General features: G+C 73.0%; 12 protein-coding genes. 4 read left to right on the top strand and 8 right to left on the bottom strand.

The window, feature by feature from the left end:
• Nucleotides 1-73: 73 nt before the first annotated feature.
• Nucleotides 74-1,336 (bottom strand): extracellular solute-binding protein, encoded by a 1,263-nt coding sequence (locus AC07FV_RS06765; protein WP_479085194.1) that lies wholly within the window; start codon nucleotides 1,334-1,336, stop codon nucleotides 74-76.
• Between the two features lie 244 nt (nucleotides 1,337-1,580).
• On the opposite strand from AC07FV_RS06765, the gene AC07FV_RS06760 reads away from it, so the two are divergent.
• Nucleotides 1,581-1,796 (top strand): dodecin, encoded by a 216-nt coding sequence (locus AC07FV_RS06760; RefSeq protein WP_053140456.1) that lies wholly within the window; start codon nucleotides 1,581-1,583, stop codon nucleotides 1,794-1,796.
• A 65-nt stretch (nucleotides 1,797-1,861) separates the two neighbouring features.
• Here the strand turns inward: AC07FV_RS06760 and AC07FV_RS06755 are convergent, their stop codons facing one another.
• Nucleotides 1,862-2,353 (bottom strand): phosphatase domain-containing protein, encoded by a 492-nt coding sequence (locus AC07FV_RS06755; protein WP_479085192.1) that lies wholly within the window; start codon nucleotides 2,351-2,353, stop codon nucleotides 1,862-1,864.
• A 59-nt stretch (nucleotides 2,354-2,412) separates the two neighbouring features.
• Here AC07FV_RS06755 and AC07FV_RS06750 point away from each other — a divergent pair, with 59 nt between their 5' ends.
• Nucleotides 2,413-3,432 (top strand): LLM class flavin-dependent oxidoreductase, encoded by a 1,020-nt coding sequence (locus AC07FV_RS06750; protein ID WP_479085190.1) that lies wholly within the window; start codon nucleotides 2,413-2,415, stop codon nucleotides 3,430-3,432.
• Between the two features lie 107 nt (nucleotides 3,433-3,539).
• Nucleotides 3,540-5,888 carry an ATP-binding cassette domain-containing protein gene (locus AC07FV_RS06745; RefSeq protein WP_479085188.1) on the top strand — a complete coding sequence of 783 codons (2,349 nt, stop codon included), beginning with the start codon at nucleotides 3,540-3,542 and terminating at the stop codon, nucleotides 5,886-5,888.
• A gap of 40 nt (nucleotides 5,889-5,928) precedes the next feature.
• On the opposite strand, the gene AC07FV_RS06740 is transcribed toward AC07FV_RS06745, so the two are convergent.
• From AC07FV_RS06740 to AC07FV_RS06715, 6 genes are all read right to left on the bottom strand, one after another.
• The gene (locus tag AC07FV_RS06740) at nucleotides 5,929-6,873 is read right to left on the bottom strand and encodes a DUF2382 domain-containing protein (protein WP_479085186.1); all 945 of its coding nucleotides are present in this window, start codon (nucleotides 6,871-6,873) and stop codon (nucleotides 5,929-5,931) included.
• A 6-nt stretch (nucleotides 6,874-6,879) separates the two neighbouring features.
• Nucleotides 6,880-7,791 (bottom strand): lysophospholipid acyltransferase family protein, encoded by a 912-nt coding sequence (locus AC07FV_RS06735; RefSeq protein WP_479085184.1) that lies wholly within the window; start codon nucleotides 7,789-7,791, stop codon nucleotides 6,880-6,882.
• The gene (locus AC07FV_RS06730; RefSeq protein WP_479085182.1) at nucleotides 7,791-8,561 is read right to left on the bottom strand and encodes a GNAT family N-acetyltransferase; all 771 of its coding nucleotides are present in this window, start codon (nucleotides 8,559-8,561) and stop codon (nucleotides 7,791-7,793) included. Before AC07FV_RS06730 ends, AC07FV_RS06735 begins: the two co-directional genes overlap by 1 nt.
• A 214-nt stretch (nucleotides 8,562-8,775) precedes the next feature.
• Nucleotides 8,776-9,525 carry a succinate dehydrogenase/fumarate reductase iron-sulfur subunit gene (locus tag AC07FV_RS06725; RefSeq protein ID WP_479085180.1) on the bottom strand — a complete coding sequence of 250 codons (750 nt, stop codon included), beginning with the start codon at nucleotides 9,523-9,525 and terminating at the stop codon, nucleotides 8,776-8,778.
• Nucleotides 9,522-11,471 (bottom strand): fumarate reductase/succinate dehydrogenase flavoprotein subunit, encoded by a 1,950-nt coding sequence (locus AC07FV_RS06720; protein WP_479085178.1) that lies wholly within the window; start codon nucleotides 11,469-11,471, stop codon nucleotides 9,522-9,524. The genes AC07FV_RS06725 and AC07FV_RS06720 overlap by 4 nt, the downstream gene beginning before the upstream one ends.
• A 1-nt stretch (nucleotide 11,472) precedes the next feature.
• On the bottom strand, nucleotides 11,473-12,144 hold the full coding sequence (locus AC07FV_RS06715; RefSeq protein ID WP_479085774.1) for a succinate dehydrogenase: 672 nt from the start codon (nucleotides 12,142-12,144) through the stop codon (nucleotides 11,473-11,475).
• 131 nt (nucleotides 12,145-12,275) lie between these two features.
• Between AC07FV_RS06715 and AC07FV_RS06710 the strand changes: the two genes are divergently transcribed.
• Nucleotides 12,276-13,160 (top strand): LysR family transcriptional regulator, encoded by an 885-nt coding sequence (locus AC07FV_RS06710; RefSeq protein ID WP_479085176.1) that lies wholly within the window; start codon nucleotides 12,276-12,278, stop codon nucleotides 13,158-13,160.
• Nucleotides 13,161-13,165: the final 5 nt, after the last annotated feature.

The following is a 13,165-nucleotide window of genomic DNA, read 5'->3' as shown; positions in this document are numbered from 1 at the left end:
GCGCTGAGCGCGCTGACCTGAGCACGGTGACCTGAGCACAGTGCGCCGAGCGCCGGGGCCCGCGCGCCGGGCGTCAGCCCGCGTCGAGGTCCAGCAGTGCGGTGATGCGGTCGGAGGCCCGCCCGGCCTCCGACTCCGCGTCGGCCCCGGTGAGCACCTTCGTCATGTAGTCCTTGATCGGGTTGTCCGCCTCGACCGCACCCCACCGGGGCGTGCCGGGGGTCGCCCGCCCCTGCGCGGCACCCGCCGCCATGGCGGCGACCCCCTCCTCGCCCGCGACGGCCTTGGCGAGGGACTTCTTGTTCGGCACGTAGTTCATGGTGCGGGCCAGCTCGGTGTTCCACTTGGTGCCCACGAGCGCCTCCACCACGGCGAGGGCGCCGTCCCGCTGGTCGGTGTTCTTCGGGACGACGAGGTCGGAGCCGCCGGTGAAGACGGCGCCGGGCTTGTCGGCGGTCTTCCCCGGCACCGGGAAGAAGCCCAGCTCGTCCTCGAGGTCGGGGTTCTCGCGCACGATGGACCGGGCGAGCCCGGGCACCGCGACGATCTGCGCCACCCGCCCCTTCGCGAACACCCCGGCCTGCGGGGGGTGTTCCTCGTCGGCGTCGACGGGTCCGTCACCCAGAGCCTGCAACGCGCGGTAGAAGTCCATGCCGCGCAGGGCGGCCTCGGAGTCGAGGGCGCCCGCCCAGACGCCGCCGTTCTGCGTGGCCAGCTCACCGCCCTCGTCCCAGATGAACCCGGACAGGGTGTACCAGTCCTGGCCGGCCAGATAGATGCCCTGGTCGGCGACGGAGTCCAGCGCTTCGGTCGCGGTGAGCCATTCCTCGCGGGTGCGGGGCGGCTCGGTGATGCCGGCCTGCTCGAAGAGGTCCTTGCGGTAGATGACCACGCGGTTGGCGGCGTACCAGGGGATGCCGAACTGCTGGGACAGCCACTGCCCCGGTTCGGCGAGGCCGGGCAGCCAGTCGCGGATGCCCCAGTCCCGCATCGACTCCAGCGTCAGGTCCTGGAGCCGGCCGCCCTCCGCGTACTCCGGGACCTGGGTGTTGCCGACCTCGATGACGTCGGGCCCGTCCGTGCCGTCGGCTTCGAGGGCGGTCTGCACCTTGTCGCCGATCCCGGTCCACTCCTGGATCCGGATGTCGAGGTCGAGGCCGGTGTGCTCCCGCTCGAACTCCTCGGTGAACCGGTGCAGGAAGTCCTGCGAGGCGCTGTCCTTCATCAGCCACACGGTGACGGTGCGCCGCTCGCCGCCGCCTTCCTGCGACGCCAGGCCGCAGCCGCTGAGCAGGGAGGCGGACACACAGACGAGGGCGAGCAGGCGACGTCTCACGAAGGGGTCCTTCTGTCTGACGGACAGGGCGGAGCGGACAGGAAGGTCCTGCGCACGCGAAGGGAGGCCCGACGTGGGGGGACGAGCCCGAGGCTCGAACGGGTGTCTGAGATTTTGGTATGGACCAATGCGGAGGTCAAGGGGGTGGCGGGGCCCGGTCCCCGACGTCTCGCGCTCCGCCGCCGCTTGGGGCACGGTGGAGTGACGCACGGCACACCGCTGCCCTGCGGAAGGGAGCACCCGCATGTCGAACCACACCTACCGGGTCACCGAGATCGTCGGCACCTCGCCCGACGGCGTCGACCAGGCCGTCCGCAACGGCATCACCCGCGCCTCGCAGACGCTGCGCAACCTGGACTGGTTCGAGGTGACGCAGGTGCGCGGCCAGATCGAGGAGGGGGTCGTCGCGCACTGGCAGGTCGGCCTGAAGCTCGGCTTCCGCCTGGAGGAGTCGGACTGACAGCTCGGGGCTTCGAGGCCCTCCCCCTGCGTGGGAGGGCGTCCCGCTCCCGGCCGTCCGGAGGATCAGGTGCGGCCCTCGCGCTCCTGGGCCGCCCGCAGCTCGGCCGACCGGGCAGCCCAGCGCGCCCGGACGACGCGGAAGCCGGCGCGCTCGGCGTCGTCGCAGACCAGCTCGTCGTCGTCCACGAGCACCCGGACCTCGCGGCCGCGCGCGAGCCGCCGCAGGATCTCCAGCTTGGTGCGCCGGGCGGGCCGGCGGTCCGCGTCGCCCCGCATGTGCAGGGGCCCTGCCGGCAGCCCGTGCGCGGCCAGCCAGTCGAGCGTGTCCCGCCGGCAGCGCTCGGGCCGACCGGTCAGGTAGACGATCTCGCACTCCTCGGCGTGCTCCCGCACCAGCGCGACGCCCTCCGCGAGCGGCGGGTCGTGCGGCGCGGCGGCGAAGAAGGCGTCCCAGGCGCGCGGCCGGCGCTCCAGGAACCGCTGCCGGTGCGCGGTGTCGGCGAGGGTGTTGTCCAGGTCGAACACGGCCACCGGAGGCCTCTTGGTGTCGCTCACCGCTCCACCCTAGAACGCGGCACCGGGAATCCTGGCGCCCCGCGGACGTTGAACCCGGTGTGAGCTCAGTGATCGCGACCACCCGCTTCTCCGTCCTGGACCGCTCCCGCATCCGCGAGGGCCGCACCGCCCAGGAGGCGCTGCGCGACACCGTGGAGCTGGCGCGGGAGGCCGAGCGGCTCGGCTACCACCGGTTCTGGGTGTCGGAGCACCACGGTGTGCCGGGGGTGGCCGGCTCCGCGCCGACCGTGCTGGCCGCCGCCGTGGCCGGTGCCACCCGGACGGTCCGGGTCGGCACGGGCGGCGTGATGCTGCCCAACCACCGGCCGCTGGTCGTCGCCGAGCAGTTCGGCGTGCTGGAGTCGCTCTTCCCCGGCCGGATCGACATGGGCCTGGGCCGCTCGGTGGGCTTCACCGACGGGGTGCGCAGGGCGCTGGGCCGGGACAAGGACGACGCCGAGGACTTCGGCGCCCAACTGGCCGAGCTGCTGGGGTGGTTCCGGGGCACCTCACCTACCGGCGCGCACGCCCGGCCAGCGGAGGGACTGACCGTCCCGCCCTTCGTGCTGGCCATGGGCGAGGGCGCGGCGGTGGCGGCCCGGGCCGGCCTGCCGATGGTCATCGGTGACCTGCGCGACCGCGACAGGATGCGGCGCGGCATCGACCGCTACCGGGCCGGCTTCCGCCCCTCCGAGTGGAGCGCCGAGCCGTACGTCGTCGTCTCCGGCACGGTCGCGGTGGCCGCCACGCCCGGAGCGGCCCGGCGGCTCCTGGTGCCGGAGGCCTGGTCGATGGCGCACGCCCGCACCCGCGGCACCTTCCCGCCCCTGCCCCCGGCCGAGGAGGTCGAGGCGCGGACGATGACCGCGAAGGAACGCGAGCTGTACGAGGCCGGGCTCGACGGCCACCTCGCGGGCACCGAGGAACAGGTCGCCGAGGAGCTGGAGGCGCTGGTGGAGGAGACGGGAGCGCAGGAGGTCCTCGTCACCACCAGTACGTACGACCGCGCGGCGCTGCTGGACTCCTACCGGCGGCTCGCCCGCGTCACCGGCACGGGAACGGCCGCCGCACCGGCGTAGGATCGCGTGGTTTGTCCCACCCGCAGCGACCCCCGCCGCGCCCACCAGCCGCCGGCCCCGGCCGAGACCCCGGCGGCCGCGGCCGAAGACCGTACGGAGTTCCCGCGATGCACAGCCCCCACGACCCGTACGTCCGGGTCCGCGACGCCCGTGAGCACAACCTCAAGGGCGTGGACGTGGACGTCCCCCGGGACGTGGTGGCGGTGTTCACCGGCGTGTCGGGCTCGGGGAAGTCGTCGCTGGCGTTCGGGACGGTCTACGCGGAGGCGCAGCGGCGCTACTTCGAGTCGGTCGCGCCGTACGCCCGCCGGCTGATCCAGCAGGTCGGCGCCCCGAAGGTCGGCGAGATCACCGGGCTGCCACCCGCCGTGTCGCTGGAGCAGCGCCGCGCGGCGCCGACGTCCCGTTCCTCGGTCGGTACGGTCACCAACCTGTCCAACTCCCTGCGGATGCTGTTCTCCCGCGCCGGCGCCTACCCGCCCGGCGCCGAGCGGCTCGACTCCGACGCCTTCTCGCCCAACACGGCGGCGGGGGCGTGCCCGGAGTGCCACGGGCTCGGCCGGGTGCACCGGACCACCGAGGAGCTGCTGGTCCCGGATCCGTCGCTGTCGATCAGGGAGGGGGCGATCGCCGCGTGGCCGGGCGCCTGGCAGGGCAAGAACCTGCGGGACGTCCTGGAGGCGCTCGGTCACGACGTGGACCGGCCGTGGCGCGAGCTGCCCGCCGACGAGCGCGAGTGGATCCTGTTCACCGACGAGCAGCCGGTGGTCACCGTGCACCCGGTGCGGGACGCGGACCGCATCCAGCGGCCGTACCAGGGCACGTACATGAGCGCCCGGCGGTACGTGATGAAGACCTTCTCCGACTCCAGGAGCGCCACCCTGCGGGCGAAGGCGGAGCGCTTCCTGAGCAGCGCGCCCTGTCCCCTGTGCGGCGGCGGCCGGCTGCGGCCCGAGGCGCTCGCGGTCACGGTCGCCGGGCGCTCCGTCGCCGAGCTGGCCGCGCTGCCGCTGGGGGACCTCGCCGGGCTGCTGCCGACGGACGGCGAGACGGCGAAGGTGCTCACCGCGGACCTCACCGCGCGGATCGCGCCCGTCGTCGAGCTGGGTCTCGGGTATCTGAGCCTCGACCGCCCCACGCCCACGCTGTCGGCGGGCGAGTTGCAGCGCCTGCGGCTGGCGACGCAGCTGCGTTCGGGGCTGTTCGGGGTGGTGTACGTGCTGGACGAGCCGTCCGCCGGACTGCACCCGGCGGACACGGAGGCGCTGCTGACGGTGCTGGACCGGCTGAAGGCGGCGGGCAACTCGGTCTTCGTGGTGGAGCACCACCTGGCCGTGATGCGGGATGCCGACTGGATCGTGGACGTCGGCCCGCGGGCGGGCGAACACGGCGGACGGGTGCTGTACAGCGGTCCGGTCGACGGGCTGGCCGGCGTCGCGGAGTCCGCCACGGCCCGGTATCTCTTCGGCCGCTCGCCCGCGCCCGTCCGCGAGCCGCGGGTCCCGCGGGGCACGGTGACGGTCGGGCCGGTCACCCGGCACAACCTGCGCGGGGTGACCGCCGGTTTCCCGCTCGGCGCGCTGACCGCGGTCACGGGCGTCTCCGGCTCCGGCAAGTCGACGCTCATCGGCGAGATCTCGCAGGAGCTGCCCGGCGTGGGGCGGCTGGTCTCCGTCGACCAGCGTCCGATCGGCCGCACCCCGCGCTCCAACCTGGCCACGTACACGGGGCTGTTCGACGTCGTACGCAAGGTCTTCGCCGGCACCGGCCAGGCCCGGGAGCGGGGTTACGGGGTGGGCCGGTTCTCCTTCAACGTCCCCGAGGGGCGCTGCGGGACCTGCCAGGGAGAGGGCTTCGTCAGCGTGGAGCTGCTGTTCCTGCCCAGTACGTACACGCCGTGCCCGGACTGCGGCGGGGCGCGGTACAACCCGGGGACGCTCGAAGTGGCGTACCGGGGGCGGAACATCGCCGAGGTGCTCGACCTGACCGTGGAGGGCGCCGCGGAGTTCTTCGCGGACACCCCGGCGGTGGCCCGCAGCCTGGCCGCGCTGCTCGACGTGGGACTGGGCTATCTGCGGCTGGGCCAGCCGGCCACCGAACTGTCCGGCGGGGAGGCGCAGCGCATCAAGCTGGCGAGCGAGTTGCAGCGGGGGCGGCGCGGGCACACCCTGTACCTCCTCGACGAGCCGACGACCGGTCTGCATCCGGCCGACGTCGAGGTGCTGATGCGCCAGTTGCACGGTCTCGTGGACGCCGGGCACACCGTGGTGGTCGTCGAACACGACATGACGGTGGTGGCGGGCGCGGACCACGTGATCGACATGGGTCCGGGCGGGGGTGAGGCGGGCGGCCGGATCGTCGCCGTGGGGCCGCCGGCCGAGGTGGCGCGGGCGGCCGGCAGTGCGACGGCACCGTATCTGGCCCGGGTCCTGGAGGGGGGCGGGGAGCGCCGGTGAGGTCCGGTCACCGGCGCTCACGCCCGCGACGGCGGGGCGGCTACTCGCGGCCCCGGCGGGGTTCGTCGTCGGGGAAGGACTCGGTCTCGGCCTCGATCCGCTCCTTGCGGACCTGCCCGCGCACCGTCTGGTCCTCGACGTGCTCCTCCGTGGTCATCCGGACGCGCTCCACCGGCACCGTCTCGGTCTCGACCACGGGCCGCTCCTCGTGCAGCGTGACCTCGTGCTCGGCCTCGCCGATCTCCGGTCCGGAGAGCGCCTCGTCACGGTTGGCGTCCGTGATCGGCTCGCGCTCCACGCGCACCTCCTCGTGGCTCACCGGAACGGTCTGCTGGACCTCCTCGGTGACCACGTACTTGCGCAGCCTGGCGCGGCCGGACTCGCGCCGTTCGACGCCGACGTGCATCCGCTCCTCGGAGCGGGTCATCGCGTCGTCGCGCAGGCCCGTGCGGTCGGTGTCCTCCTCGTACTCGGCCGTGCCGCCCGCCGTGCCGGCCAGACCGGCCGCTCCCATGCCGGTGCCGAGGTGGGTGCCGGCGGTGCCCATGTCCGTGCCGGTCCCGGTGCCGGTGCCCATGTCCGTGCCGGTGTCCATGTCCGCGCTCCGGCCGGGGCCCGCGGCCCAGCGGCCGTCGTCGGTGCGCTCGGCCTCGGACAGGACGCTGTCCCAGTTGATGCCGTAGTAGTCGTAGAGCCGGTGTTCCTCGGTCTCCGACAGATGCCCGCCCGCGTCGACGTCGACGTTGGGCGCGCCCTTGACCTGGTCCTTGGCGTACGGGACCTCGAGGTGGTCCTGCACCAGCGCGGCGTCGCGGATGGGCACGAAGGACTCGTTGGAGCCGAACATGCCCGTCTTGACGCTCACCCACTCGGGGCGGCCGGTCATGTCGTCGAAGAAGACGTGCTTGGCCTCGCCGATCTTGTTGCCGTCCCCGTCGTAGACCGGGTGGTCCAGGACGTTGGCGATCTCTTCACGGGTGATCATCTGGCATCACCCTCCTTCCGGAGTGCCTGCCTTCCGGATGTCCTGATCAGCCCTACGAAAACGGTACACAGGTAACAAAGGGCGCATACTTTTCGAAGGTGCTTTCCGAGGGTGACCGTGCCGTCCCGTCGACGGCCGGCGGTACGGCGGCTGCGCGGCGTGGGCCAGGGCGCGGCGATCGTGGTGGCGGCCGGGTGGCACGACGGGACGGACCTCCACCTCGGCGGTGATGGCTCCGCGCGCCGACGCCACCCGCCACAGGGAGGCGAGCAGGGTGTCGTCGCCGACGAACGCGGGCGCCGTGCTCACCGTCCGCCCTCCGGTCCGGTACTGGATGCGGACCGGCTGGACCGGGACCCGGGCGTCCAGGGCGGCCTGGAAGACGGCCCGGCGGAAGCGGCCGTGCGCGCGTCCGCACCAGGTGCTGCCCTCGGGGAAGGCGGCGACGGCCGCACCCGCGCGCAGGGTCCGCGCGATCGCGGCCACCGTGTCGGGCAGGGCCCGCAACCGGTCCCGCTCGATGAAGAGCACGCCCGCGCGGGCGGCGACCGCTCCCGCCACCGGCCAGCGCCGGATCTCGCTCTTGGCCAGCATCCTGGCCGGGCGCAGGGCGGCGAGCAGGGGGATGTCGAGCCAGGAGACGTGGTTGGCGACGAGGAGCAGCCCGCCGGAGGGCACGGCGGCGCCCGAGACCCGCACCCGGACACCGGCGGCCCGTACGATCCCCCGGCACCAGCACCGCACCACGGCGGCGGGCACCAGCCTGCCGAGCGGCGTGAGCACGGTCGCGATCCCGGCGAGGAGCAGCACGGCGACCACGGTCAGCCGCAGCACGGCCCGCGGCACGGCGGTCGCGGGCCGGGACGGCTCCACGCACGCCGCGGGGGTGCAGGGCGCGCCGGGCAGCCAGGCGCTCATCAGGCGGGGACGAGGGAGAGGAAGTGCCGCAGGTAGCGGGGGTCGACCCGGCTCATCGGCAGCAGCACGTAGAGGTCGGCGACGCCGAAGTCCGCGTCGTGCGCGGGCTCCCCGCAGACCCAGGCACCGAGGCGGAGGTACCCGCGCAGCAGGGCCGGCAGTTCGGTGCGGCCGGCCGGCGCGGGGGTGCGCGGGACCCACGGGAGCAGGGGCCGGACCCGGTACTCCTCCGGCGCCAGGTGCTTGGCCCGCACCCGGTTCCAGGTGCCGGCGGCCAGGGCTCCGCCGTCGGCGAGGGGGAGGGAGCAGCAGCCCCCCAGCCACGCGTGGCCGCGGTCGGTCATGTAGCGGGCTATGCCGGCCCAGATCAGGCCGATGACGGCCCCGTCCCGGTGGTCGGGGTGCACGCAGGAGCGGCCGACCTCGACCAGCCCGGGGCGGATGGCGTCCAGGGCCGCGAGGTCGAACTCGCTCTCCGCGTACAGCCGTCCGGCGACCGCCGCGCGCTCCGGGGGCAGCAGCCGGTAGGTGCCGACCACCTGCCCGGTCGTCTCCTCCCGCACCAGCAGGTGGTCGCAGTACGCGTCGAACGGGTCGATGTCGTGGCCCGGCTGGGGGCTTGAGAGCAGTGCGCCCAGCTCCCCGGCGAAGACCTCGTGCCGCAGGCGTTGCGCGGCCCGCACGTCCGCCTCGTCGCGGGCGAGGGTGACGGTGTAGCGGTGGGGCGCGGCGGGCTTGGACGGACGGTCTGCGGTCAGTACGCCGGTCATGGCACTCTCCTGGTCACGGGCCGGGGCGGCGACGGCGGACCGAGGGTGTGCGGTCCGCCGCACCTGTTCTTCCGCTGCCGGTTGGCCGGTGCGTGACCTGGGCCGGGAGAGTGGATGTGCGGCTGCTGAATGCCCGGGGCGCGTGGAGACGGGGCCGGGAGGAGCACCTCTCCCGGCCCCGTCCGTCCGCACCTGTCGGCGAACGTTCCCGGGGCTAGCGCTTCGCCGCCTTGCGCGTGGCGCGCAGCCACTCCTTGTTCATGCTGGTGATGGACATCAGCGGGATGCCCTTGGGGCACGCCGTCGCGCACTCGCCGGCCAGCGTGCAGCCGCCGAAGCCCTCGTCGTCCATCTGCGCCACCATGTCCAGCACCCGGGTCTCCCGCTCGGGCGCGCCCTGCGGCAGGACGTTCAGATGGTTCACCTTCGCGGAGGTGAACAGCATCGCCGCCCCGTTCGGGCAGGCCGCGACGCACGCCCCGCAGCCGATGCACTCCGCGTGCTCGAAGGCGAAGTCGGCGTCCGGCTTCGGAACCGGTGCGGCGTGGGCCTCCGGCGCGGCGCCGGTCGGGGCGGTGATGTACCCGCCGGCCTGGATGATGCGGTCGAAGGCCGAGCGGTCGACGACCAGGTCCTTCACGACCGGGAAGGCCGCGGCCCGCCAGGGCTCGATGTCGATGGTGTCGCCGTCCCGGAAGGACCGCATGTGCAGCTGGCAGGTCGTGGTGCGCTCGGGCCCGTGGGCGTCGCCGTTGATGACCAGCGAGCAGGCGCCGCAGATGCCCTCGCGGCAGTCGTGGTCGAAGGCGACGGGGTCCTCGCCCCTGAGGATGAGGTCCTCGTTGAGGGTGTCGAGCATCTCCAGGAAGGACATGTCCCGGCTGATGCCGTCCACCTCGTACGTGGACATCGCGCCGTCGGCGCCGGCGTTCTTCTGCCGCCAGACGCGCAGGGTGAGCTTCATGCGTAGCTCCGCTGGGTGGGGTGGACGTACTCGAAGACCAGGTCTTCCTTGTGCAGGGTGGGAGCCTCGCCGGTGCCGGTGAACTCCCAGGCGGCGGCGTAGCCGAACTCCTCGTCCCGGCGGGCCGCCTCGCCGTCGGGGGTCTGGGACTCCTCGCGGAAGTGGCCGCCGCAGGACTCGGCGCGGTGCAGCGCGTCGAGGCACATCAGCTCGGCGAGTTCCAGGTAGTCGACGATGCGGTTGGCCTTCTCCAGCGACTGGTTGAACTCCTCGCCGGTGCCGGGGACCTTGATGCGCCGCCAGAACTCGTCGCGGATCTGCGGAATGCGCTCCAGGGCCTTGCGCAGGCCGGAGTCGGTGCGGGCCATGCCGCAGAACTCCCACATCAGCTCGCCGAGTTCGCGGTGGAAGGAGTCCGGGGTGCGGTCGCCGTCGACGGAGAGCAGCAGGTGCAGCCGGTCCTCGGTCTCGGCCAGCACCTCCTGGACCACGGGGTGGGTGTCGTCGACCTCGTCGCGGTGCGGGTTGCGGGCGAGGTAGTCGTTGATGGTGGCGGGGAGGACGAAGTAGCCGTCGGCCAGGCCCTGCATCAGCGCGGAGGCGCCGAGCCGGTTGGCCCCGTGGTCGGAGAAGTTCGCCTCCCCGACGGCGAAGAGGCCGGGGACGGTGGTCTGGAGGTCGTAGTCGACCCACAGTCCGCCCATCGTGTAGTGCACGGCGGGGTAGATCCGCATCGGCACCCGGTACGGGTCCTCGTCGGTGATCCGCTGGTACATGTCGAAGAGGTTGCCGTACTTGGCCTCGACCGCCTCGCGGCCCATGCGCTTGATCGCGTCCGCGAAGTCCAGGTACACGCCCTGGCCGCCGGGGCCCACTCCCCTGCCCTCGTCGCAGACGTTCTTCGCGGCGCGGGAGGCGATGTCGCGGGGTACCAGGTTGCCGAAGGACGGGTAGATGCGCTCCAGGTAGTAGTCGCGCTCGGCCTCGGGGATCTCGTTCGGCGGCCGGTCGTCGCCCTTGGCAAGGGGTACCCAGATCCGGCCGTCGTTGCGCAGCGACTCGCTCATCAGGGTCAGCTTGGACTGGTGGTCGCCGGTGCGCGGGATGCAGGTCGGGTGGATCTGCGTGAAGCAGGGGTTGGCGAAGTACGCGCCGCGCCGGTGCGCCCGCCACACGGCGGTCGCGTTGGAGTTCATGGCGTTGGTGGAGAGGTAGAAGACGTTGCCGTAGCCGCCGCTCGCCAGAACCACGGCGTCCGCGAAGTACGTGTCGATCTTCCCGGTGATCAGGTCGCGGGCGACGATGCCGCGGGCCCGGCCGTCCACGACGATCAGGTCGAGCATCTCGGTGCGCGGGTGCATCTCGACGTTGCCGGCCGCGATCTGCCGGCTGAGCGCCTGGTAGGCCCCGAGCAGCAGCTGCTGGCCCGTCTGCCCGCGGGCGTAGAAGGTGCGGGAGACCTGGACGCCGCCGAAGGAGCGGGTGTCGAGGAGGCCGCCGTACTCGCGGGCGAAGGGCACGCCCTGCGCCACGCACTGGTCGATGATCTCCACGGAGATCTGCGCGAGGCGGTGCACGTTGGACTCGCGGGAGCGGAAGTCGCCGCCCTTGACGGTGTCGTAGAACAGCCGGTGGACGGAGTCGCCGTCGTTGCGGTAGTTCTTCGCGGCGTTGATGCCGCCCTGCGCCGCGATGGAGTGGGCGCGGCGCGGCGAGTCCTGGTAGCAGAACTGGACGACGCGGTAGCCCTGTTCGGCGAGGGTCGCGCCGGCCGAGCCGCCCGCCAGCCCGGTGCCGACGACGATGACCGTCTGCTTGCGCCGGTTGGCGGGGTTGACCAGCTTGGCCTCGAAGCGGCGGGTGTCCCAGCGTTCGTTGACGGGTCCGGCCGGGGCCTTGGTGTCGGCGACCGGCTCACCGGTCGTGTAGTCGGCGTAGGTCGTCATTTCAGCTCACCACTCCGGTCATGACGCCCACGGGGACGGCGACGAAGCCGACCGTGAGCAGCAGCGCGAGGACGTTCGCGGTCGTCTTCAGGACCCGGTCGCGGGTGCGGCTGCCGGCGCCGAGGGTCTGGGCGGCGCTCCAGAAGCCGTGCCGGACGTGCAGGCCGACGGCGAGCACCGCGACGATGTAGACGAGGTTGCCGTACCAGGTGGAGAAGGTGTCCACGACGTTCTGGTAGGGCTTGCCGGTCTCGAAGCCGCCGGGGTGCACGGTGCCGGTGGTCAGGTCCAGGATGTGCCAGACGATGAACAGGGCGAGGATGATCCCGCCCCAGCGCATGGTGCGCGTCGCGTAGCTCGCCCGCTTCTTCCTGTGCACGTACTTGCTCGGCCGCGCCTTGATGTCGCGGCGGCTGAGCTGGTACGCGGAGACGGCGTGGGCCACGACGGCGACGACCAGCACGACGCGGACCAGCCAGAGCGTCCACTCGTAGTGCATGAACGGCTCGCCGACCGTGCGCAGCCAGTGGGCGTAGTGGTTGAACTCCTCGGCCCCGAAGAAGATCTTCAGGTTTCCGATCATGTGGACGACCAGGTAGAGCAGCATGACGAGACCGCTGACCGCCATCACTGTCTTCTTGCCGACGGTCGAGTCCCACACGGTGCGCGCCATGGACGGCCGTCGGTCCGTCCGCGTTGCCAGAGCCATGTCACGGGACGCTACGGGGCCGGAGGGCCATCGGTCCAAGACATGGTCCGCCTTGTTTCCATAGCCTTTCTCTATGAGCGCTCTATGCTTGCGATATGCAGCTGCAACAGCTCCAGTACTTCGTGGCGGTCGCCGAGACCCGGCACTTCACCCGGGCCGCGGAGGTCGTCCACGTGGCCCAGCCCTCGCTGTCCCAGCAGATCAAGGCGCTGGAGCGGGAGCTGGGCGCCGACCTGTTCCTGCGGGCGCGGGGCAACATCACGCTGACCGACGCAGGGGAGGCGCTGCTGCCGCTGGCCCGGCGCATCCTGGCCGACGCGGACACCGCCCGGCACGAGGTGCTGGAACTGGTGCAGCTGCGGCGCGGCCGGGTGCGGCTGGGCGCCACCCCGAGCCTGTGCACCGGGCTGCTGCCGGACGTGCTGCGCGCTTTCCACGACCGGTATCCCGGCATCCGGCTGATGATCGAGGAGGGCGGCTCGCACGACCTGGTCCGGCAGCTCGCGCGCGGCGCGCTCGACCTGGCCCTGGTGGTGCTCCCGCTGCCTACCGCGTCGCCGTCGCTGACCACGGTGGAACTGCTCCGGGAGGACCTGGTGGTGGTGTCGTCCCCGGAGTCGCCCCGTCCGGGCGGCGGGCGACGGGCGGTGCGCGTCGCCGACCTGGAGGGCGAGCGCCTGGTGATGTTCCGGCACGGCTACGACCTGCGGGAGCTGACCGTGGCGGCGTGCCGCGCCGAGGGCTTCGAGCCGGACTTCGCGGTCGAGGGCGGGGAGATGGACGCGGTGCTGGGGTTCGTGCGGGCGGGCCTCGGGATGGCGGTGGTCCCGCGGATGGTGGCGGCGCGGTCCGGGCGCGGGCTGCGGGTGACCCCGCTGGTCCGTCCCGGTCTGCACCGGACCATCGCCCTGGCCCACCGCAGCGACGTGGCTCCACCGAGGGCGGCGCGGGAGTTGCAGCGGATGCTGCTGGAGCGGTGAGCCGC

Source organism: Streptomyces sp. NPDC045956 (assembly GCF_056430705.1).
The sequence above is the reverse complement of the archived record's forward strand: the minus strand, read 5'-3'. Positions and strand labels throughout refer to the sequence as shown.

Bases quoted from the DNA above. Each gene is read 5' to 3' on its own strand.
- AC07FV_RS06760 (WP_053140456.1), top strand. From the start codon at position 1,581: ATGTCGAACCACACCTACCGGGTCACCGAGATCGTCGGCACCTCGCCC.
- AC07FV_RS06745 (WP_479085188.1), top strand. From the start codon at position 3,540: ATGCACAGCCCCCACGACCCGTACGTCCGGGTCCGCGACGCCCGTGAG.
- AC07FV_RS06740 (WP_479085186.1), bottom strand. From the start codon at position 6,873: ATGATCACCCGTGAAGAGATCGCCAACGTCCTGGACCACCCGGTCTAC.
- AC07FV_RS06735 (WP_479085184.1), bottom strand. From the start codon at position 7,791: ATGAGCGCCTGGCTGCCCGGCGCGCCCTGCACCCCCGCGGCGTGCGTG.
- AC07FV_RS06730 (WP_479085182.1), bottom strand. From the start codon at position 8,561: ATGACCGGCGTACTGACCGCAGACCGTCCGTCCAAGCCCGCCGCGCCC.
- AC07FV_RS06725 (WP_479085180.1), bottom strand. From the start codon at position 9,525: ATGAAGCTCACCCTGCGCGTCTGGCGGCAGAAGAACGCCGGCGCCGAC.
- AC07FV_RS06720 (WP_479085178.1), bottom strand. From the start codon at position 11,471: ATGACGACCTACGCCGACTACACGACCGGTGAGCCGGTCGCCGACACC.
- AC07FV_RS06715 (WP_479085774.1), bottom strand. From the start codon at position 12,144: ATGGCGCGCACCGTGTGGGACTCGACCGTCGGCAAGAAGACAGTGATG.
- AC07FV_RS06710 (WP_479085176.1), top strand. From the start codon at position 12,276: ATGCAGCTGCAACAGCTCCAGTACTTCGTGGCGGTCGCCGAGACCCGG.